At 72.9% G+C, this 21,360-nt stretch carries 17 protein-coding genes; 10 read left to right on the top strand and 7 right to left on the bottom strand.

What is annotated here, in order from left to right:
• Window positions 1-18 precede the first annotated feature (18 nt).
• Together ACH4U8_RS03095 and ACH4U8_RS03090 are read left to right on the top strand one after the other, a co-directional pair.
• The gene (locus ACH4U8_RS03095) at window positions 19-1,362 is read left to right on the top strand and encodes an FAD-dependent oxidoreductase (RefSeq protein ID WP_395775670.1); all 1,344 of its coding nucleotides are present in this window, start codon (window positions 19-21) and stop codon (window positions 1,360-1,362) included.
• 64 nt (window positions 1,363-1,426) lie between these two features.
• Entirely contained in the window at window positions 1,427-1,753 is a 327-nt protein-coding gene (locus tag ACH4U8_RS03090) for an antibiotic biosynthesis monooxygenase (RefSeq protein ID WP_360310406.1), read from the top strand.
• Between the two features lie 4 nt (window positions 1,754-1,757).
• Here ACH4U8_RS03090 and ACH4U8_RS03085 read toward each other — a convergent pair whose 3' ends face one another.
• Complete coding sequence (locus ACH4U8_RS03085) at window positions 1,758-2,783, bottom strand: isocitrate/isopropylmalate dehydrogenase family protein (protein WP_395775669.1); 1,026 nt, start codon at window positions 2,781-2,783, stop codon at window positions 1,758-1,760.
• A 286-nt stretch (window positions 2,784-3,069) separates the two neighbouring features.
• Here ACH4U8_RS03085 and ACH4U8_RS03080 point away from each other — a divergent pair, with 286 nt between their 5' ends.
• A complete protein-coding gene (locus tag ACH4U8_RS03080; protein WP_360310486.1) occupies window positions 3,070-3,735 on the top strand; it encodes a nitroreductase in 666 nt (221 codons plus the stop codon).
• Window positions 3,736-3,837: 102 nt separating this feature from the next.
• Here ACH4U8_RS03080 and ACH4U8_RS03075 read toward each other — a convergent pair whose 3' ends face one another.
• Window positions 3,838-4,515, bottom strand: a complete 678-nt coding sequence (locus ACH4U8_RS03075) for an NAD(P)H-dependent oxidoreductase (protein ID WP_360310402.1) — start codon at window positions 4,513-4,515, stop codon at window positions 3,838-3,840.
• A gap of 236 nt (window positions 4,516-4,751) precedes the next feature.
• Between ACH4U8_RS03075 and ACH4U8_RS03070 the strand changes: the two genes are divergently transcribed.
• From ACH4U8_RS03070 to ACH4U8_RS03045, 6 genes are all read left to right on the top strand, one after another.
• Complete coding sequence (locus ACH4U8_RS03070) at window positions 4,752-5,633, top strand: sigma-70 family RNA polymerase sigma factor (protein ID WP_395775668.1); 882 nt, start codon at window positions 4,752-4,754, stop codon at window positions 5,631-5,633.
• Between the two features lie 134 nt (window positions 5,634-5,767).
• Entirely contained in the window at window positions 5,768-6,670 is a 903-nt protein-coding gene (locus tag ACH4U8_RS03065) for an RNA polymerase sigma-70 factor (protein ID WP_395775667.1), read from the top strand.
• 155 nt (window positions 6,671-6,825) lie between these two features.
• Window positions 6,826-8,028 carry an NAD(P)/FAD-dependent oxidoreductase gene (locus tag ACH4U8_RS03060; RefSeq protein ID WP_395775666.1) on the top strand — a complete coding sequence of 401 codons (1,203 nt, stop codon included), beginning with the start codon at window positions 6,826-6,828 and terminating at the stop codon, window positions 8,026-8,028.
• A 411-nt stretch (window positions 8,029-8,439) separates the two neighbouring features.
• Window positions 8,440-12,324, top strand: a complete 3,885-nt coding sequence (locus tag ACH4U8_RS03055; RefSeq protein WP_395775665.1) for a Pls/PosA family non-ribosomal peptide synthetase — start codon at window positions 8,440-8,442, stop codon at window positions 12,322-12,324.
• Window positions 12,312-13,826 (top strand): M1 family metallopeptidase, encoded by a 1,515-nt coding sequence (locus ACH4U8_RS03050; protein ID WP_395775664.1) that lies wholly within the window; start codon window positions 12,312-12,314, stop codon window positions 13,824-13,826. The genes ACH4U8_RS03055 and ACH4U8_RS03050 overlap by 13 nt, the downstream gene beginning before the upstream one ends.
• Before the next feature lie 131 nt (window positions 13,827-13,957).
• Window positions 13,958-14,731 carry an SDR family NAD(P)-dependent oxidoreductase gene (locus ACH4U8_RS03045; RefSeq protein ID WP_395775663.1) on the top strand — a complete coding sequence of 258 codons (774 nt, stop codon included), beginning with the start codon at window positions 13,958-13,960 and terminating at the stop codon, window positions 14,729-14,731.
• A 271-nt stretch (window positions 14,732-15,002) separates the two neighbouring features.
• On the opposite strand, the gene ACH4U8_RS03040 is transcribed toward ACH4U8_RS03045, so the two are convergent.
• Window positions 15,003-15,323, bottom strand: a complete 321-nt coding sequence (locus ACH4U8_RS03040) for a hypothetical protein (protein ID WP_395775662.1) — start codon at window positions 15,321-15,323, stop codon at window positions 15,003-15,005.
• A gap of 499 nt (window positions 15,324-15,822) precedes the next feature.
• Between ACH4U8_RS03040 and ACH4U8_RS03035 the strand changes: the two genes are divergently transcribed.
• Window positions 15,823-17,340, top strand: coding sequence for an amidase (locus ACH4U8_RS03035; protein WP_395775661.1), 1,518 nt, complete (start codon window positions 15,823-15,825; stop codon window positions 17,338-17,340).
• A gap of 33 nt (window positions 17,341-17,373) precedes the next feature.
• On the opposite strand, the gene ACH4U8_RS03030 is transcribed toward ACH4U8_RS03035, so the two are convergent.
• The 4 genes from ACH4U8_RS03030 to ACH4U8_RS03015 form a co-directional block, all read right to left on the bottom strand.
• Window positions 17,374-18,216, bottom strand: a complete 843-nt coding sequence (locus ACH4U8_RS03030; protein ID WP_395775660.1) for an alpha/beta fold hydrolase — start codon at window positions 18,214-18,216, stop codon at window positions 17,374-17,376.
• A 4-nt stretch (window positions 18,217-18,220) separates the two neighbouring features.
• Window positions 18,221-18,838 carry a dihydrofolate reductase family protein gene (locus tag ACH4U8_RS03025; protein WP_395775659.1) on the bottom strand — a complete coding sequence of 206 codons (618 nt, stop codon included), beginning with the start codon at window positions 18,836-18,838 and terminating at the stop codon, window positions 18,221-18,223.
• Window positions 18,839-18,923: 85 nt separating this feature from the next.
• On the bottom strand, window positions 18,924-19,919 hold the full coding sequence (locus ACH4U8_RS03020; RefSeq protein ID WP_395775658.1) for a TolB family protein: 996 nt from the start codon (window positions 19,917-19,919) through the stop codon (window positions 18,924-18,926).
• Window positions 19,916-21,295, bottom strand: coding sequence for an MFS transporter (locus ACH4U8_RS03015; RefSeq protein WP_395775657.1), 1,380 nt, complete (start codon window positions 21,293-21,295; stop codon window positions 19,916-19,918). The genes ACH4U8_RS03020 and ACH4U8_RS03015 overlap by 4 nt, the downstream gene beginning before the upstream one ends.
• Window positions 21,296-21,360 lie beyond the last annotated feature (65 nt).

Genomic DNA, 21,360 nt, shown 5'->3' with positions numbered 1-21,360 from the left:
CCGTCGCTGGGAGCAGTCATGCACACGTCGAGCACGTCCGGGTTCGGGACGGGCAAACATGTCGCGGTCGTCGGGGCCGGACTGGCCGGCCCCGTGGCCGCGATCTATCTGGCCCGGCGCCACGACCTGGTCACCCTGCTGGAACGACACCCGGATCCGCGACGCAGCGCGGCCGGACCGGGCCGTTCGCTCATGGTGATCCTGTCGAACCGCGGCTGGCGGGTCCTGCGCGAACTGGGCCTGGAGCGGGCGGTACGCCGGATCTGCTCGCCGCTCACCGGCAGGTGCGGTCACCTGCCCGACGGCAGCACGGTGGTGACTCCCTACAGTCGGGACGGGGCACCGATCTGGGCGGTCCAGCGGGAGCGGCTGCACCGGATGTTGCTGGACGCGGCGCAGGCCGAGCCGGGAGTGCGGCTGCACTTCGAACGCCCGGTGCTGGAGGTGGATCTGGACGCACCGGCGCTGCTGGTGCGCGCCGGCGAGGCGGAGCGGTGGATCGAGTGCGATCACATCCTGGGCTGCGACGGAGTTCGCTCCACGGTCCGCGCCGCGCTGGTGGCCAAGGGTGGTCGCGAGGAGGTCGGCACCCTGGAACTGGCCTACCAGGAGATCGTGTTGCCGCTGCCGGCCTGCGATCGCGGCCTGATGCACTATTGGCCGGCGGGCGATGCCCTGTTCGGGGCGTTCCCGATGGTCTCCTCCGACCTGTTCGCGGGGTCGGTGTTCCTGCGTCGGGAAGGGCCGGGTCCGTCCTACAGCGCGGCGGCCGGCACTCGGGCACTGGCCGAGCAGTTCACCCGGCTCTTTCCCGAGCCGGCCCGCAACATCCCGGACCTGCGACGGCAGTTGGCGACCAAGCCGGTCTCCTCGCTGCGGGTCACCCGCTGTGACCGCTGGGTCCTGGGCGACCGGGCCGCGCTGATCGGCGACTCCTGCCACGCGATGGCACCGTTCATGGGCCAGGGCATGAACTGCGCCTTCGAGGACGTGCGCACGCTGGTGAACTGCCTCGACCGAGAGCCCGACTGGGCCTCGGCGTTCGCCGAGTACGAGCGGATCCGCCGCAGCGACGGCGAGGCGATCGCGGAGATCTCCTACGAGCACTACCGGACGATGTCGCGGCTGCCGGATGCCCGGCACGAGGCCGAAGAGGCGATCACCCGGCGGCTGGTCGGCCTGATGCCGGACCGCTTCGTCCCGCTCTACGAACGCTGCGCGTTCAGTGAGGAGAGCTATCGCTCCGCGCTGGACCAGGACCGCCGACTGCGCGCACTGGCCCGGCGCATTCTCAACCGGCACGGCGCCGCGGCGATCGACCTGCCCGATCCGCGGCTGCGCGAATGCGTCTCGTCCGGGTGAGACGTGGCACGCCGATTCCCCGCACGGACAGCCCGGTACAGCCGAGACCCCAGGGAGGGTACAAGTGATTCTGGTCGTCTTCAGGTCACGTTTTTCCGCGCAGGTCGACGAGGAGTACGGAACGACCGAGGATCATCTGGCCAAGAAGGTCCGGGAGATGGCGGGGGAGGATCTCCTGCACATCAAGAACTACGTCGCGGACGACGGTGAGCGCGTCGCCCTGGTGTGGTGGCGCAATCCCGAGACGCTGGAGAAGTGGCGCGAGGATCCGGAACACCTGGACGCGCAGCGGCTCGGCCGGGAGAAGTGGTACGACTTCTACGAACTGAGCGTCGCCGAAGTGCTCCGCACCAGTTCCAACGCACAACCCGAGGTCTATCCCGCCCCGTGAGGGCTCACAGGGCGGCGAGCACGGCGCGGGTCACCTCCTGCGTGCTCAGCCTCCCGCCCAGATCCGGCGTGACCCGCTCGGCCGCGATCGATTCGGCCACCGCCGTCTCGATCGCGGTCGCCGCCGCGGTGAAGCCCAGGTGGCGCACCAGCAGGGCCGTCGTGAGCAGGCACGCGAAGGGGTTGGCCAGGCCCTTCCCGGCGATGTCGGGAGCCGAACCGTGCACCGGTTCGAACAGCCCGAACGTCGTCTCGGGATTGAGGTTCGCGGACGGGGCCAGCCCGATGCCGCCGGCCAGCGCGGCGGCCAGATCGCTGAGGATGTCGCCGTAGGAGTTGTTGGCGAGGATGACGTCGAAGCAGCCGGGGTCGGTGACCAGCTTCATCGCGGCGGCGTCGATGTACAGATGCGAGGAGATCGTCCGCGGGTTGCGTTCGGCGGCCCGGCGCCGGCATTCCTGCCACAGCCGACCTCCGTTGCGCACCGCGTTGGCCTTGTCCACCAGGCACACCTCGCGGCGGGCCACCGTGTAGGCGTAGTCCACGATGCGCGAGACGCCGTGCCAGGTGTTGACGTCCGTGTCGATGGCGATCTCGTTCGGCGAAAAGCCGCGGAGACTGCCGCCGATCCCGCTGTAGAGCCCCTCGGTGTTCTCCCGCACGATCACGCAGTCGATCGTGCGCCTCGCCGCGTTCCGGAGCGGACTCAGCCGGTCGTGCCACAGCCTGACCGGACGGTGGTTGGCGTACAGGTCGAATTCCTGGCGAATGCGCAGCAGCACGCTGCGGGTGTAGTCGGTCTCGTCGAGATCGGGCCGGCCGATCGCCCCGAGCAGGAGCGCGGAACTCGCGGATATGCGCGCGAGGTCCGCGTCGTCGAGCGCACCGCTGCCCGGCGTGTATCCGTTCGCGTCGACATGGTCGAGCACGTCGATGGACAGGCCCAGGTCGAGCGCGGTCAGGACCCGCAGCGCGGAGTCGACGACCTCGGGGCCGATGCCGTCGCCGGGGATGACGGTGATGGTGCTCACGGGTCGCCTTTCGCCGGGCCGAAGGGTTGCCGGGCGCGGACGGACCGTCGCGGTGTCGCGGCCTGCGGCAGGGCTCAAGGCTAGGGTTCCGCGGCCGACCGGCGACCGGATCTGTCGTGGTTCAGTCGCCGCCCGACGCCGCCCGCCCGACGCCCGGGTTGCCCGTTGCGGGTGTTTTGCCGTCACCTCCGCGCCCTCCCGATCGTCAGAAATGCGGAAGGAGCCCCGTCGGCGCCGCAGACGACGGCCCAGGGGCGACGAGATCGGATGCGAGAGGCACATGTTCTTGGACGTGTACGAGGCTGTGGCGAGTCGGCGCGCGGTACGCGGTTTCGCGGACGAGCGAATCCCGCGCGGAGTACTCGAACGGGTGATGTCCGCCGCGTCCCGGGCACCGTCGGGAGCGAACCTCCAACCCTGGAACACCTACGTGCTCACCGGCCCCGCGCTGGACCGGCTCAAGAAGCGCACCGGCGAGCGGGTGGCCGCGGGCGACCCCGGAGACGAGCGGGAGTACCCGATGTACCCGCCCGAGTTGCGCACGCCCTACCGCGAGCGGCGGTTCGCCGCCGCCGAGCGGCGCTATGCCGCGCTCGGCATCTCGCGCGGGGAAAAGCAGGCCCGCTCGGCGGCCGTCGCCGCGAACTGGGACTGCTTCGGCGCGCCCGCCGCGCTCTTTTGCTACATCGACCGCGAGATGGGCGCGGCCCAGTGGGCCGACGTCGGCATGTACCTCCAGACGGTCATGCTGCTGCTTCGCGCCGAGGGCCTGCACAGTTGCCCACAGATGGCCTGGTCGGTCTACCGCACGACCGTCGCGGAGGTCGTCTCGCCGCCCGACGGCCTGCTCCTGTTCTGCGGCATGTCGATCGGCTTCGAGGACCTGGACACGCACCCCGTGCGCACGGACCGGGCCCCGATCCCGGAGACCACCACCTTCATGGCCGACTGACCACCGCACTCCGTCGGGCGCCGCACCGAAGGCCCGGTCGCGGGAAGGCGGCGTCGACCCGTGCCCCCGCGCCCCACGCCGACGCGGGGCGCGGGCGGGGGGTCAGGCGGGTGTGGGGGTGCGGGTGTTCGGGACGGCGCGCAGTCGCGCGGCGACCGCGCGGGCGTGTTCGGTCGCCGCGACGCGGGCCTCGGCGAGGAGGCGGTGGGCGAGCGGCCTGAATTCCGCCATCGCCGGGTTGACGTCGGCGGCGGTGAGTTCGGCTCGGGCGGTGACCACGTCGAGGCCCCAGACGTCGGTGAGCATGCGGTTCAGGTACGGCGTGGCGTGGTCCCAGCCGGCGCGCGGAGTCCCGGGCGCGTAGCCACCGCCTCGGGCCTCGACCAGTACGGCCGGCCTCCCCGGCAGGATCGGCCGGCTGACGTCGGCGGCCCGGGGGTCGGTGATGACCACGTCGAACCACTGCTTGACCTGCTGCGGGACGCCGAAGTTGTACATCGGCACGGCCAGCAGGAAGGCGTCGCAGGAGAGGAGCTCGTCGGTGAGTTCGGCGGCGAGCGCGGTCGCCGCGCGCTGTTCGTCGGTCCGGGCCCACTCCTCGGTGGTCCGGCTCGCCTCGGCGACGGGCCAGACGCCGGGCAGCGGTCGGCGGCCCAGGTCGCGGCGGACGAACTCGGCGTCCGGGAAGGCGCGCAGCCATTCGGCCTCGACCAGGTCGGCGAGGGTGCGGCTGACCGAGTCGTCGACGCGGATGCTGGAGTCGAGTCGGAAGAACTTCATCGGGCTTCTCCTTGGTACGGATCGGGCGGCCGGAAGCGCCGCTCGGGGCAGCACGGGATGCCGCGCGAACCGGGTCGGTTCCGGTTCGGCGGGCGGCTCGGGTGGGTGTGGCCGGGTGGCACGCGCCAGGCCCGGCGCGGTGCGGCGACGGTAAACTCGCCTGTTGTCTCCTTGCCGTCGGCATCGTGCGGAGTGGTCGTCTCCCCTTTGACCGATGCTCGACCGAAAAGGTGACCATGAACGGACCCGAGGGCCTGGCCACGCGTTTCGAGGCACACCGCGACCACCTGCGCGGGGTCGCCTACCGGATGCTCGGCTCGCTGGACGACGCCGAAGACGCGGTACAGGCCGCCTGGTTGCGGGTCGACCGGGCGGGCGTGGACGGGGTGGAAAACCTGGCCGGGTGGTTGACCACCGTGGTTGCCCGGGTGTGCCTGGACATGTTGCGGATCCGGCGGACCCGAGGCGAGGAATCCCTCACCTCGATCCCGGAGGCGGTGCTGGAGCGGCCGGGCGGGATCGAACCCGAGCAGGAGGCGGTGTTGGCCGAGTCGGTGGGCCGGGCCCTGCTGGTGGTGCTGGACCGGCTCACCCCCGCCGAGCGGGTCGCCTTCGTCCTGCACGACCTGTTCGCCGTTCCGTTCGCCGAGATCGCGCCGGTCGTGGGCCGCACGACGGTGGCGAGCAAGAAGTTGGCCAGCCGGGCCCGGGAGCGGGTACGCGGGCCGGTCACCCCGGACGAGGCCGAGCGGGCCGAGGACTACGGCGTGGTCGACGCGTTCCTGTCCGCCGCGCGCGGTGGCGACCTGGACACCCTGCTCCGGGTGCTCGCGCCGGACGTGGTCCGCGTGGCCGACCGTTTCGCGGTGCCGGACGGGGTCACCCGCGACGTGCGGGGCGCGCGGGCGGTCGCCGAGGAGACCCGGATCTTCGCGCACCGGGCCCGAGTGGGCGAGCCGGCCCTCGTGGACGGCCGACCCGGAATCGTGATCGCGCCCAACGGCCGACTCTTCGCCGCCCTGCGCCTGACCATCGAGGCGGGCCGAATCACCCGGATCGAGGTGATCGCCGACCCCGCCCGGCTGGCCGAACTCCCCCTCGCGGTAACCGGAATCTGACCCGAGGCGGAACCTGCGGGCGCGGATCGCCGGTCCGGGATCCCGCCCGCGCGCCGCCTGCCACCCGCGCGCCGTCGCCCGGGTGTGCGCCGTGCCCGGTGTTCAAGGTGGGCTGGAATGCTGAAGGAGTGACGATGGAAACCGGTGGGGACGCGGAGTCGGCGGCGCGGGAGTTCGAGGCGCATCGGGCTCGGTTGTTCGCGGTCGGGTATCGGCTGCTCGGGTCGGTGAGCGAGGCCGAGGACGCGGTGCAGGACACCTACCTGCGCTGGAACGGGGCCGACCGCGCGGGCGTGCTGGTGCCGGCCGCGTGGCTGACCAAGGTGCTGACCAACCTCTGCCTGAACCGGCTGGCCTCCGCGCGGGCGCGGCGCGAGTCGTACGTCGGGCCGTGGTTGCCCGAGCCGGTGCGGACCGACCGGGGCGAGGTGCTCGGCGTGCTGGAGACCGCCGTGCAGCGGGAGTCGGTCTCGCTCGCGCTGCTGACACTGCTGGAGGAGTTGACCCCCGCCGAGCGGGCCGTCTTCGTGCTGCGCGAGGCGTTCGGGTACAGCCATCGGGAGATCGCCGAGATCCTGGACGTGCGCGAGGAGCACTCGCGGCAACTGCATCGCCGAGCCAGGCTGCGGGTCGGCGAGCCGCGTGGGCGCTACGCGGTGGACGCCGCGCAGCGGGCCCGGATCGTGGAACGGTTCTTCGCCGCGACCATCGCCGGGGACGTCGCGGGGCTGGAACGGCTCCTGGCCGAGGATGTCGTCTCGTGGGCCGACGGCGGCGGCAACATGACGGCGGCGCGCCGGGCGATCGTCGGCCGCGAGAAGGTGCTGCGCTACCTGTTCGGCCTGGGTGCCCGGCTGGAGGGCGGGCCGATCGGGTTGGCCCCGGCGGAGATCAACGGCGAATCGGCCATGTTGATCCACCTCGGCGACACGCTCGCCGCGGTGGTCGTACCGGAGATCACCGACGGCTTGATCACCTGTGTGCGGCTGATCCTCAACCCCGACAAGTTGGCCTTCGTCGCCGGGCAGGGAGCGTGACTCGGGGAGCGTGATCGGGGGAGCGCCCCCGGCGAGCGCGCCCCGACGAGTGCGACCCGGCAGGTGTGACCCGGCTCACCTTCGAGGCCGTCACGGATCCGCCCGCCGCCCGGTTCAAGAGGGACCGAGAGGGACCGATTCGAACGGGAGGAACCATGACTCATCGCATCGTGGTGCTGGGCGCCGGATACGCCGGACTGATGGCCGCCAAGCGCACGGCCCGGCGATTGCGGCACACCGATGCCCGCGTCACGCTCGTCAACGCCGGCGACCGGTTCGTGGAGCGGGTTCGACTGCATCAGCTCGCGGCCGGACAGCGGCTGCGCGACCTGCCGCTGGCCGATCTGCTGGCCGGCACCGGGGTCGAGCTGGTGCCGGCCCGGGTGACCGGGGTCGACGCCGGGGCGCGGACGGTGCGCATCGACACGGCGCCGTACGTGCTCGAGTACGACACGCTGGTCTACGCCCTGGGCAGTGTGGCCGAGACCGCTTCGGTGCCGGGCGCGGCCGAGCACGCGTCGGCGGTGGCCGGCCACGACGACGCCGTGCGGCTGCGCGGGCGGCTGGCCTCGGCGGCGCCGGATCGGCCGGTGGTCGTGGTGGGCGGTGGGCTGACCGGCATCGAGCTGGTGGCGGAGCTGGCCGAGGCACCCGGTGGGCCGCGCCCGCTGCTGGTCAGCGGAGGCGAACTCGGCGCGGGGTTGTCCGAGCGCGGGCGGGTTCGGCTGCGCCTCGGGCTGGACCGGCTCGGCGTGCCGGTCCGCGAACACGCCCGGGTCGTCCGGGTCGGCGCGGATCGCCTGGAGCTGGCCGACGGCAGCGACCTGCCCGCCGCACTCACGGTCTGGGCGGCGGGCTTCGGGGTGTCCCCGATCGCGGCCGAATCCGGTCTCGCGGTCGACGGGCGCGGGCTGATCACGGTCGACGACCGGCAGCGCTCGACCTCGCACCCCGAGGTGTACGCGGTGGGCGACGCGGCCGCCGCGCTCGGCCCGGACGGCCGTCCCTCGCGGATGTCCTGCCAGACCGCGCTGCCGATGGGCTTCCACGTCGCGAACGGCATCGCCGACCTGCTCACCGGACGTACGCCCGGTCCACTGCGGCTGCGCTACGCGTGGCAGAACATCAGCCTCGGTCGCCGCGACGGCGTGACCCAGTTCGTCCGGGCCGACGACACGGCACTGGGCGCCGCCGTGCTCACCGGCCGTTCCTCGGCCCGCCTGAAGGAGACGGTCACCCGGGCCACCGTGTTCGCGCTCCGCCATCCGGGCCCGGTCCTGCGGCCGCGCCGCACCGGGCCGACGCACCGCCCCGAGGCCGGCACCGGGCCCGCCGCCGACCGCGAGTCGAGCAGGTAGCGGCGCCCGAAACGCCGCCGAGCCCCGGTCCGCCAAGCCCTCGGGGGCGTCATCCGTCCGGCCGAGCCGGTCGGGCGGCGGGCTCGGGGCGGGCTTACGGTGTTGTGTGGGTCACAGGAGTGAGTGGTGGTGTCCAAGTCGAGTTCTGGGCTGACGGGACGTCAAAAAGCTTCATTTCAGGGGCAGATGATATCTGACGGGTCGTCAATTCATATCTGACGGTTCGTCAGATCCCTTTGTCCTAAAGGAAGTTGATCGCATCACGGGTCGTCGTTGTGCGTCGAACAGAGCTAGTGTCGGTCGGGTTGCCACGCTCCAGCAGCGACCCGGCCGGCCAGGACCGGGGACCGCGACACCTCCCCGGAAGCCTTCCAGTGGGCTGTAGCGGGGACCAGGGATGATGAGGACCTCATGGCCATCGCGCTACCAGTACGAGCCCAGGACGACCCGTCCGGCACCGCACCGACGCCGACCCCGGCCGTCTACCCGGGGCGCCCCGCTCCCGCGCCACGCACCCTCGTGGACATCCTGGACGCCACCGTCCGGGACCATCCGAACGAGCCCGCCCTCGACGACGGCCGGCGGACGCTGACGTACCGCGCCCTGGCCGCCGAGGTGGACACGCTGCGCCGCCGACTCGCCGACGCCGGGATCGGCGTCGGCGACCGGGTCGGCATCCGGGTGCCCTCCGGCAGCAACGACCTGTACATCGCCATCCTCGCCGTGCTGGCCGCCGGCGCCGCCTACGTCCCGGTGGACGCCGAGGACCCGGACGAGCGGGCCGACCTGGTGTTCGGCGAGGCGGGCGTCCGCGCCGTGCTCGGTGCCGAGCGCGAACTGCGCGTCACCCGCGCCGGCGAGCCCGTCGCCCCCGCCCGCCCGGGCCCCGGCGACGACGCCTGGATCATCTTCACCTCCGGCTCCACCGGCAAGCCCAAGGGCGTCGCGGTGACCCACCGCAACGCGGCGGCCTTCGTGGACGCCGAGGCCGGCATGTTCCTCCGGGAGGAGCCGCTGGGCCCCGGCGACCGGGTGATGGCGGGCCTGTCGGTCGCCTTCGACGCGTCCTGCGAGGAGATGTGGCTGGCCTGGCGGTACGGCGCGTGCCTGGTCACCGTGCCCCGTTCGCGGGTGCGCTCCGGTGCCGACCTGGGGCCGTGGCTGGCCGAGCAGGAGATCACCGTGGTCTCCACGGTGCCCACGCTCGCCGCGCTGTGGCCGACCGAGGCGCTGCTCGACGTACGACTGCTGATCTTCGGCGGCGAGGCGTGCCCGCCCGAGCTGGTGGAGCGGGTGGTCGCCGACGGCCGCGAGGTGTGGAACACCTACGGCCCGACCGAGGCCACCGTGGTCGCGTGCGGCTCGCTGCTCACCGGCGAGGGCCCGGTCAGGATCGGGCTGCCCTTGGACGGCTGGGAACTGGCCGTGGTCGACGCGACCGGCCGACCCGTCGCGATGGGCGAGACCGGCGAGCTGGTGATCGGCGGCGTCGGCCTGGCCCGCTACCTGGACCCGGCCAAGGACGCGGAGAAGTACGCGCCGCTGGAGTCGATGGGCTGGGACCGCGCCTACCGCAGCGGCGATGTGGTGCGCGCCGACGACGAGGGCCTGGTCTTCGTCGGCCGCGGCGACGAGCAGATCAAGCTCGGCGGCCGGCGGATCGAACTCGGCGAGATCGACGCGGCCCTGCAGGCCCTGCCGGGCGTGGTCGGCGCGGCCGCCGCCGTACGCACCGTCAAGGGCGGCAACCAGCTCCTGGTCGGCTACCTGGTGACCGGCGAGGGCTGGGACCGCGAGGAGGCGGTCAACCGGCTGCGCGCCGAGCTGCCCGCGGCCCTGGTGCCCCGGCTGGCCCCGGTGGCCGACCTGCCCACCCGCACCTCCGGCAAGGTCGACCGGGACGCGCTGCCGTGGCCGCTCACCGACGCGGAGGACGCCGGACCCACCGAGCAGCTCTACGGCACCGAGGCCTGGCTCGCCGAGCAGTGGACCGACGTGCTCGGCATCGCCCCGGAGACCGCCCAGGACGACTTCTTCGCGATCGGCGGCAACAGCCTGGCCGCCGCCCGGCTGACCACGCTGCTGCGCGAGCGGTACCCGGCCGCCGCGGTCGCGGACATCTACCAGCAGCCCACGCTGCGCAAACTGGCCCGCCGGCTGGAGCGCTCGGCCCAGGGCGCGGGCGCGGTGCGCAAGGTCGCCCCGACGCCCACCCGGGCCCGGATCGCCCAGTTGTTCCTGCTGATCCCGCTGTTCACCCTGATCGGCCTGCGCTGGACGGTCGGCCTGCTCGCGCTGGGCAACGTCGCCGCCTGGTTCGGCGAGTACCCGTGGGCGCCGACCGCTTCGTGGTGGTGGGTCGCGGCCGGTTGGGCGGTGTTGTTCAGCCCGCCGGGCCGGGTGGCGATCGCCGCCGGCGGCGCCCGGCTGTTGCTGCGCGGAGTGGGCCCGGGCACCTATCCGCGCGGTGGCGGCGTGCACATCCGGCTGTGGGCGGCCGAACAACTGGCCGACGCCGCCGGCGCGACCGCGCTCTCCGGTGCCTGGTTGCAGCGCTACGCCCGCGCGCTCGGCGCCAGGATCGGCCCGGACGTCGACCTGCACACCCTGCCGCCGGTCACCGGCCTGCTCAAGCTCGGCCGAGGCTGCGCGGTGGAGGCCGAGGTGGACCTGTCCGGCCACTGGCTGGACGGCGACCGGTTGGAGATCGGCGCGATCAAGGTCGGCGCCGGCGCGATCGTGGGCACCCGCAGCACGCTCTTCCCCGGGGCTCGGATCGGTCGTTCGGCCGAGGTGGCGGCGGGTTCCGCGGTCACCGGGAACGTGCCGCCGAGGCGCCGCTGGGGCGGGGTGCCGGCGATACGGCTCGGCAAGGTCGACCGGGGCCGGTTCGGCGAGCGTCCGCCGCGCAGGACGCACTGGGCGGTGCTGTACGGCCTGAGCGGGTTGTTGCCGACTCTGTTGCCGATCCTGGCCGTGTTGCCGGTACTGCCGATCCTCGGCGTGTTCGTGCGCCCCGGCGAGGGCCTCGGCGCGGCGCTCGCCGGCGCGATGCTCGCCCTGGTGCCCGCCGTGGCCGCGTTCGCGCTGGTCTACGCGTTGTCGATCGTGCTCCTGGTACGCCTGCTCAGCCTGGGGCTGCGACCGGGCTATCACCCGCTGCACGGCCGGATCGGCTGGCAGGCGTGGACCGTCACCCAGTTGATGGACCTGGCCCGGGACAAGTTGTTCCCGCTGTACGCGAGCCTGTTCACGCCGGTGTGGCTGCGGGCGCTGGGGATGAAGGTGGGCAAGGGCGTCGAGGCGTCCACGGTGCTCGCGCTGCCGAGCCTGACCACGGTCGGCGACGGCGCGTTCCTGGCCGACGACACGCTGATCGCCTCCTACGAACTCGGCGGCGGCCGGATCCGGATCGGCGAGGCGCGGATCGGCGAGCGGGCCTTCCTGGGCAACTCGGGGATGACCGCGCCGGGCCGCTCGGTGCCCGCCCGCGGCCTGGTCGGCGTGTTGTCCGCGACGCCGAAGAAGACCAAGAAGGGCGGCTCGTACCTGGGCATGCCGCCGATGCGACTGCCGCGTTCGGCGGACGTCGCGGACCAGGGCCTGACCTACGACCCGCCCGCCCGGCTGCGCTGGGCTCGCGGCCTGGTCGAGGTGTGCCGGGTGGTGCCGGTGTTGTGCTCGGCCGCGCTGGCCGTGCTCACCCTGGCCACGCTGGCCTGGCTGGGCGCGCACTCGCCGATCCTGGCCGCGCTGCTGTCCGGCCTGGTCCTGCTCGGCTGCGGCGTGCTCGCGTGCGTCGTGTCGATCGCGGCCAAGTGGCTCCTGGTCGGCCGATTCAAGCCGGTCGAGCACCCGCTGTGGAGCGGCTTCGTGTGGCGCAACGAGTTGGCCGACACCTTCGTCGAGGTGCTGGCGGTGCCGTGGCTGATCGGCCGGGTGCCCGGTACGTCGGTGCTCAACGTGTGGTTGCGCGGGCTCGGGGCGTCCATCGGCCGCGGCGTGTGGTGCGAGAGCTACTGGTTGCCGGAGGCGGACCTGGTCACCCTGGAGGACGCGGTCAGCGTGGGGCACGGCTGTGTGCTCCAGACGCATCTCTTCCACGACCGGATCATGCGGATGGATACTGTGATCCTTCGCGAGGGTGCCACCCTGGGCCCGCGCGGGATCGTGCTGCCGGGCAGCACGATCGGGGCACGCAGCACGCTGGGTCCCGCCTCGCTGGTGATGCGCGGCGAGACGGTCCCCGAGGACACCGGTTGGCTGGGCAATCCGATCGAGGCATGGCGACGGTAATGCGTTTCGAGACGGCGTCGCGGGACACGGCCCGTCCCGCGACGGTGGGCGCGACGGGGACGGAGCACGAATCGGTGATCGACCACGGGCCGCGCTCGGCCGCCGGGGAGGCGTACTTCGCCACCCACGGCGATCCGCGCTATCACGCGCATCGCTACGAGCTGGACCTGGACTACCGCCCCGGCCCCAATCGGCTGGCCGGCACCGCCCGGATCGGCGCGGTGGCCGGCGATCGGCCGCTCACCGAGTTCGCGCTCGACCTGGGCGAATTCCGGATCGGCCGAGTGCTGGTGAACGGCCGCCAGGCGCGCTACACGCACCGCGCGGGCAAGCTGCGGGTGCGGCCGGGCGCGGCGATCGCTGCGCGGGCCGCGTTCACCGTCGAGGTGCACTACGTCGGCAATCCCAAGCCGGTGCGCAGCCCGTGGGGCGGGGTGGGCTGGGAGGAATTGACCGACGGCTCGCTGGTGGCCGGCCAACCGATCGGCGCACCGTCCTGGTACCCGTGCAACGACCGGCCCGACGACAAGGCGGCCTACCAGATCTCGGTCACCGCACCGTCGGCCTACACCGTGGTGGTCAGCGGCGCGCTGCTCACCCGCAGCACCCGGGGCAGCACCTCGACCTGGGTCTACGAGCAGCCCGCGCCCACCGCGAGCTACCTGGTCAGCGTCTCGATCGGCCGCTACGACACGATCGGGCCGCTGGAGCCGAACGCGGGCGTGCCGCAGTTCGCCCACCTGCCGGGCCGGCTGGTCCCGCGCTTCCTGGTCGACTTCGCCCGGCAGCCGGAGATGATGACGCTCTTCGAGGAGTTGTTCGGGCCGTACCCGTTCGACGAATACACCGTGGTGGTCACCGACGACGATCTCGACATCCCGATCGAGGCCCAGGGGCTGGCCACCTTCGGGGCGAACCACGTCGACGGCGCGCGCGGGGCCGAGCGGCTGGTCGCGCACGAATTGGCGCACCAGTGGTTCGGCAACAGCGTCGGACTGGCGGACTGGCGGCACATCTGGCTCAACGAGGGCTTCGCGCGCTACGCGGAGTGGTTGTGGGCCGAGCGCTCCGGCGGGCGCCCCGCCGCCGTGCAGGCCGCCGTCGAGCACACCCGACTGGGCGGTGCGCCGCAGGATCTGCTGCTCGGGGCGCCGCGCCCGAAGCTGATCTTCGACGAACGCATCTACGCCCGGGGCGCGTTGACGGTACACGCGGTGCGGTGCGCGCTGGGCGACCCGGCGTTCTTCACGATGTTGCGGGACTGGGTCACCTCGCACCGGCACGGCGTGGTCACCACGGACGACTTCGTCGCGCACGCGGCGCGGTACGCCGCCGGGTCGTTGCAGCAGCTGTTCGACGCGTGGTTGTACCGCGAGGTGTTGCCGCCGTTGCCGACGTTGCCGGCCGCCCGGCCCGCGCCGTCCGCGCCCGCTTCGCCGGCCCCGCGGCGGGGGCGGCTCGGGTGGCCCTGGGCGTCGGGGCACGGCAGCGGCTCGGACTGAGGCGGGGCGGCGATCGGGGCCGCGTCGGTTCGTCGTACGGTGCGGGAGGATCGGCACCGTGGTCACCGACATCCGCACGGGCGGTATGTGGTGCCCGCGGCACGGATGGCACGGACGAGAGGAATCCCGCGATGACCCAGGGCGAGAGCGCGACCCCCACGACCCCGTCCCGAGGCTGTGCGGTGGTCACCGGCGCCAGCAGCGGGATCGGCGCGGCGACCGCCGTGCATCTGGCGAGTCTGGGCTACGACGTCGTGCTCGGCGCGCGGCGCAAGGATCGGCTGGACGAGGTGGTCGCGGGGTGCGCCGGGCGCGGCCGGGCGTTGCCGCTGGACGTGGCCGACCCGGACTCGGTGACCGCGTTCGCCGCCGCCGTCGAGCGCTGTGACCTCCTGGTCAACAACGCGGGCTTCGCGCGGGGCACCGAACCGGTGGCCGAGGCCGACGAGGCGGCGTGGACCGCGATGTACGAGACGAATGTGCTCGGCACGCTGCGGGTGACCAAGGCGTTCCTGCCGTTGCTGATCGCCTCCGGCGACGGTCAGGTGATCACCATCGGCTCGGTGGCCGGGCGCGAGCCGTACGAGGGCGGCGCGGGGTACAACGCGGCCAAGCACGCGGTGACGGCGATGACCCGGGTGTTGCGGCTGGAACTGCGTGGACAGCCGGTGCGGGTGTGCCAGATTGATCCGGGCATGGTGGAGACCGAGTTCACCCTCAACCGGCTCGGCGGCGACGCGGAGGGCGCGTCGGCGGTCTACGCGGGGATGACGCCGCTGGTCGGCCGGGACATCGCGGAATGTGTGGGCTGGGTGGCGACTCGGCCGCCGCACGTGAACATCGACTCGATGATGGTGCTGGCGCGGGACCAGACATCGGCGCGCGTGGTGTTCCGGCACGAGTGAGCGATTCGCGCTCGGGCCGCCCCCGTCCGGTGCCGGATGACCGGCCGGGGCCGAGCGGAGCCGGGACGCGCGTGCGACCGGCGGCAGCGAGTCGGTGTCGGCGTCGGCGTCGGGTCGGGCAAGTGGCGGAAACGCCGGGGCGTGCTCGGGGCAGGCCCACAGGGTCCGGCCGGACGCGCCACGGCCGGAGTCGATGACCTGCACCGGGACGAGCCCGTCGTGTTGCTCGCAGCGGCAGGAGTGGCGGTAGGACAGGGCGAGGATCACGCGGTCACCCCCGCGCCACGGGCTGCGCGGGCCGGCGGGAATCGGGTGTGGCGATCGCGGCGAGGCGGCCTTGTCGGGTGGCTTCGGCGACCTTGCGGCGTCGCTGGGCGACTTCCTCGGGTGTCGTCAGGTAGGGCGGGACGACCGTGGCCGAGTCGTGGATCGGCGGATCGTCGGCGGCGGGGGCGGGCGGTACGAAGTCGCGCCACCGGGGGTGGGTTTGCGGCTTGGGCTGGTGGGTCGACTCGGCCGGGGCCGCTTCGGTTCGGCGGTCCGGGCGTGCTTGCCGGCCGACTTCGGAGGGGTGCGCGGTTGGCACAGCCATCCGAAAATGGCAGCGATGAAGTGGGTCACGTCGTCGGCTCCTCGAAAGCTGTCGGCCGATCCCGGGACCGTTCCAGCGGTCGCCGGGGCTTTCACTTGTGGGTCACGGCCAGGCCGTCACCGCGCGAGTAGCGAGGTCCACCGTTCGGCTTGGTCGGGGAGGTCCCGCGCTTTCGCTTCCGCTGTTGCCCCGGTGACGAACGCTCGAACGGCAGTGGTGGGTGCGGCGCGCCATGCCGGGAATCGTCGCAACTCCATCGGGGGAGACGGCGGCGTTTTGCCGGGCGCCTTCGCTGCGCCCGAGCATCGCTCTGGGCGTGAGTCCGGGCCGAGCTGAGCGCACCCGCCCAGGCAGGGATTCCCTCCCGCGACGCCGGCCCTCCCGCCCGAGCCGGCCAAACCAAGTCGGCCTGTCCCCCGAACGGCGATTCTTCGCGGACTTTTCCGTTGTGGGAAGTGGAGTTTTATGGCTTCCGCGGCGGTCCGTTAGCGTCGGAATCATGGATTGGAATTTTCGGTCGGCCAAAGAGTCGGCGGCTGCGTTGCGTGCCGGTGAGGTGTCCTCGGTGGAATTGACCGAGGCGGCGATCGCTGGGATCGAGCGGGACGAGGGCGTGATCAACGCGATCTGTGTGTCCGACTTCGATCGAGCCCGGGCGGCTGCGCGTGATGCCGACCGGGCATTCGGCCGGGGCGAGGATCGGCCGCTTCTGGGTATTCCGGTGACGGTCAAGGAGTCCTACGACATCGCCGGGTTGCCCACGACCTGGGGCATGCCGCAGTACCGGGACTTTGTGCCCGCCGAGGACGCGGTACAGGTGTCGCGGATCAAGGCCGCCGGCGCGGTGGTGCTCGGTAAGACCAATGTGCCCCTGGGTCTGCAGGATCTGCAGAGCTTCAACGAGATCTACGGCACCACCAACAACCCGTGGGATCACGGTCGTACGGCGGGCGGGTCCTCCGGCGGATCGGCGGCGGCCCTGGCGTCCGGGTTCGGTGCGTTGTCCATCGGCTCCGACATCGGCGGCTCGCTGCGCACCCCCGCGCATTTCTGCGGTGTCCACGCGCACAAGCCGACACTCGGGCTGGTGGCGAACCGCGGCATGGTCCCGCCGGCCACGCCGGCATTCCCAATCGACCTCGACCTCGCCGTCGTCGGCCCGATGGCGCGCACCGCCCGCGACCTCACGCTCCTGCTCGACGTCATGGCCGGGCCGGACCCGCTGACGTTCGGCGTGGCGCACGACCTGAACCTGCCGCCCGCACGCCACCAACGGCTGGGCGACTTCCGGGTCCTGGTCCTCGACGAGCATCCGTTGATTCCGACCGGGTCCGCGGTGCGGGCCGGTGTGAACCGGGTGGCCGACGCACTCGTCGCCGGCGGTGCCCACGTCGAACGGCACAGTCCGCTGCTGCCCGACCCGGCCGAAGCCGCGTTGATCTACACGCAGTTGCTGTTCTCGGGTTCCGTTGCGCGTTTTCCCGTCGAAGAGTACGAGCGGCTGCAAACCCGCGCCGCCGGATTGAGCGCGGACGACCGGAGCCTGGACGCGGCGCGGCTGCGCGGGATGGTGCTGAGCCACCGCGATTGGGTCGAGGTGAACAACCGTCGCGAGCTCCACCGCCACGGCTGGCGGCAGTTGTTCGCCGAGTTCGACGCCGTGGTGTGCCCGATCACGCCGACTCCCGCGTTCCCGCACGACCACAACCCCGACCTGTTGGCACGCCGGATCGACATCGACGGCGTCGAGTACCCGTTCTTCGACCAGCTCGTCTGGGCCGGTCTGGCCACCATGCCCGGCCTGCCCGCCACCGCGATACCGGCGGGCCGGTCCGCCGAGGGCCTGCCGGTGGGAGTGCAGCTCATCGGTCCGATGTTCGAGGACCGCACCCCACTGCGGCTGGCCGAACTGCTCGAACAGCAGATCGGCGGCTTCCGGGCACCGAAGCAACGCGTCGTGCCGGATACCCGTCGAGGACGAGGTACGGCGGCCGTCGCGGCCGGATCCGCGGCGTAACGGATTCGGTGCCGACGCGGCACGCGCCGTTTTCTATCCGAGGGTGAGCATCGCCTTGGCGACCTCGGCGATCGCCGTGTCGGGGATGGTGGTGGCGGCCTCGTCGAGGACGAGCAGGCGGGCGCCGGGGATCTCGCGGGCGAGTGCCTCGCCGTTGCCGCTGGGGAAGAACGGGTCGCGGCGGCCGTGGACGACGAGCGTGGGGACCGCGATCTCGGGCAGGCGTTCGCGCCAGCGGGGTTTGCAGTCGAGCCTGGAGAACACCAGGCCCATCTGGTTGGCGGTCTGGACCGGTGGTGCCGTGCCGGGCGTGCGATCCCAGATGCGCGCGGCGACCGCGCGCGCGGCGACGGGGTCGTTGCCGAGGATCTCCGCGCCGGCGGCGGAGAACTCCGCAACCGCCTCGCGGTCGCTCCAGTCGGGAAGCGCCCGCGCGAACAGCCGGCCCATCGTCGCCCGGTCGTGGTCCGGGAGGTCGTCGTCGGGCGGGCCGGGGGCGACCGCGCGGGTGCCGACCAGGGTGAGCGCCGAGAACGCGCCCGGATGGTCGAGCACGGCCACCTGGGCGACCATCCCGCCGACGCCGATCCCCGCGAGGTGCGCGGGCCCTCCGCCGAGCACGTCGGCAAGGGCCGCCGCGTCGTCGGCGAGGTCGCGCAGGGTATAGGTGGGCGCCTCCGGGTCCCTCGTCGTCGACTCCCCGCTGTCGCGCAGGTCGTAGCGCACCACCCGGCGCCCGCCGGCGGCCAGGCGCGCGCAAAGCGCGTCGGGCCAGGAGAGCATCGTCGTTGCGCCCACGAGCAGGACGAGCGGCGCGTCGTCGGCACCGAACGACTCGATGCCCAGGGCGATTTCATTGGCTTCGACAGTGGTCATCGGGTCACCGGGAGACGTCGTAGGCGAGGTGGGTCGCGGTCGATGTCGCGACCACGCTCCGCTGTACCAGGGTGCGCGGCGTTCCACCGGTGAACAGTGGTGTGCCGGCGCCCAGCACGACGGGGGCGAGGTGCAGGATCAGTACGTCGACCAGCCCGGCGTCGAGCGCCGAGCGGATCGTGGCGCCGCCGCCCATGAGGACGACGTCGAGGTCCCGGCCGCCGGCCGCCGACGCCGCCTCGGCTCGCTTGCGCGCGGCGGCGACGGCGTCGGACAGGCCGGTGGTGACGAACGTCCAGTCGAGGTCGGTCGTCCGTACCGACTCCGGCGGCGAGCCGGTCACGACGACGAATGGGGGTTTGCCGACCTCGCCCGCTCCGTAGCCGCACGTGTCGTCCCAGCCGTTCGGCCCGTCGACCAGGTCGAACAGGTGGCGGCCGAGGACGACGGCGCCCGAGCGCACGGTCCCCTCGCGCAGGATCCGGTGGTCGTCGGGGTCGTCGGAGAACGCCCACGTGTGCAGGGCCCCGCCGCCGGTGCCCAGTCCGTTGTCCGGGCCGGGATCGGGCCCGGTGACGAAGCCGTCGAGGGACACGGAGATGTCGGCGATGATTCGAGTCATGTCAAGGTAGACCCGATCCGCCGCCCGAACTCATCGCGCCGCGTGGGGTCGATGGCCTTCGGCGCCGCGCGCACTCCGGATCGGCTCAACCGCGCAGCATCGCCGGGGACAGGGCGTGCGGGATCAGCAGGGTGGGGTGGCCCGAGCCGTCGGCGTCGGTGGTCCAGATGTCGGCGCGGAGGTCGCCGGGGAGGCTGTAGACGACGCGGTCGTTGTCCAGCCATTCGGCCTGGTCGTCGAGGGTTCGGGTTTCGGCGAGGGGGCTTTCCGTGTTGGTGGCCAGGGTGAGGGCGAAGAGGTGCCAGGGGCGGTCGGGGTCCGCGCCGGGGGCACGTTTCTTGTACACGACGCGTGTGCCGTCGGGGGACAACGACGGGCACTCGGCGTTCTCGCGCACCGTGCGCAGCGTGCGGGCGGCCACGTCGCCGCGGGCCAGCCAGGTGTGTCCGCCCGTGGCCACCGTCGCGTAGAAGGTGTTGTCGTCGGCGGCGAAGGTCACGCCCCAGACGTTGACGTCGGGGGAATGGATCGACTCGTCGCCCCGGTGCAGGGCGTACGACTCCAGATTGTCGTCGAGTCGGCCGGTCCGGGTGTCCAGGATCGCGGTCCGGGTGGCGAAGTTCAGGCCCGCGTACGACTCGCCGTTCACGAACGACGTCCACGCGACCAGCCGTCCGCTCGGTGAGACCCGGGCGCGTGAGGGCGTCCCGGCCAGCGCATGCCGACCCTTCTCGCGCAGGTTCGCGTCCAGGAGCACCGCGTCGTACGTGCCGAGCGCGAGTCGGGCCGGTTGCAGGCACACCCCCGTGCCGTGCGCGGCGTGGAAGACCAGGCAACTGCGCGCGGCGACCTCCCGCTCGCCCGGACGCGCCGCGTCGACCGCCGCGAGGTGGTCCCGGCCGGCGTCGGCGGCGGTGCTGCGGAACAGGATCCGCCCCGGGCGATCCAGGCTCAGCGTCGTGTAGTCGCCGTTCCGGCCCGCCTCCGCGTCGCCGGCCGCGCGCAGCGTGTACACCACCGCGAGGCCGACGAGCAGCGTGGTGACCACGGTCAGCACGATCAGGCGCGTGGTTCGGGTCATCGGGATGCCCCTTTCGGGCCGGTCGGGCGGGTGCCGCCCGGAGTCAGCGTGCCGCCGGCCAACAGCACGGCGGCGGCGAGCAGCGCGAGGGCCAACCCGGCGGCGGCCAGGATGCCGGCGGTGTGCGGGCCGTACAGCGTCCACGCCGTGCCGAACCCGGCCGCCCCCAGCGCCCGCCCGCCGGCCTGCCCGGTCTGCACCAGCGCGAGCGCTCCACCACGCAGCGCGGCCGGTGCGGCCGGGGCCGCGAGCGCCATCAGCACGCCGTCGGTGCCCGCGTAGAACAGCCCGAGCAGACCCGGGATCGCCACGATCAGCGCGCCGTCGGGCAGCGGCGCGAGCAACACCAGGTAGCCGCAGAGCAGCGCGACATGGCCGGCCAGGAACACCCGGCCGCGTCCGTACCGATCCCCGGCACCGCCGGCCGGGACCGCGAGCAGCAGGAAGACCAGCGCTGTGCCCAGCGGCAACAGCGGGAACAGGTGCGGTGACAGGTCGGTGTGCCGCTGCAGCAGCAGGTAGAGCATCGCGTCACCGACGGTCGTCGCGCCCAGCACCAGCGCGGCCAGACACACCCGGGCGAAGCCCGGCACCCGCAACACCGCCGCCGCGTCACGCAGTCGCACCGGCGCGCGGTCCGCCGCCTGCCCCGCGCGAGGGCCCGCGCCGGCGGCTGCGTCCACGCCCCTCTCCACGCCGGTCGTGACGCCCCCGGGCGTCGGGTCGCGGACGAACAGCAGCAGTACCAACAGCCCGAACGCGGCGAAGCAGAAGCTCAGCACGAACACCGCGTCGTACGCGTCGGCCGTAACCCACAACACCGCGAGCGCGACCGGTGGTCCGAACAACGCGCCCGCCGTGTCCATCGCCCGATGCACGCCGAACGCCCGACCCTGCTCCGCCGGCGTCGCGGCCATCGAGATCAACGCGTCGCGCGGCGCGGTACGCAGCCCCTTGCCCGCCCGATCGGCCGCGAGCACCCCGCCGATCGCCGAGACCCCGCCGGCCGCGGGCAACAGCAGTTTGCACCCGGCGGAGATCCCATAGCCGATCGCGGCGACCGTGCGGTGCTGGCGGAAGCGGTCCGCGACCAGCCCACCGAGCAACCGGGACAGCGCGGTGGCGCCGTTGTACAGGCCGTCCAGCATGCCGAACGCCATGGGCGAGAGCCCGAGTCCGAGCACGAGGTAGACCGGGAGCACCGCGGTGACCATCTCCGCCGACACGTCGGTGACCAGCGAGACCACGCCGAGGGTGAGTACGACGGGCGCGACCCGCCGGGCGCCGCGCCCGGTCGGCGGCGGCGGTGCCTGCGCACCCGGGCCGCCGCGCGCACCGGACGCGAGGTCGGCGGAACGGCTGGACGACAGATACATCGTGGGCCTCCGGCTGCGGTTCGGCACGGGGAAGGGCGGAAGTCGTGGGTGTCGAGGCCGGGTTC

The organism is Embleya sp. NPDC020886 (assembly GCF_044333915.1).
In the GTDB taxonomy this organism is placed as follows: domain Bacteria; phylum Actinomycetota; class Actinomycetes; order Streptomycetales; family Streptomycetaceae; genus Embleya.
This window is presented reverse-complemented; position numbering and strand designations above follow the sequence as displayed.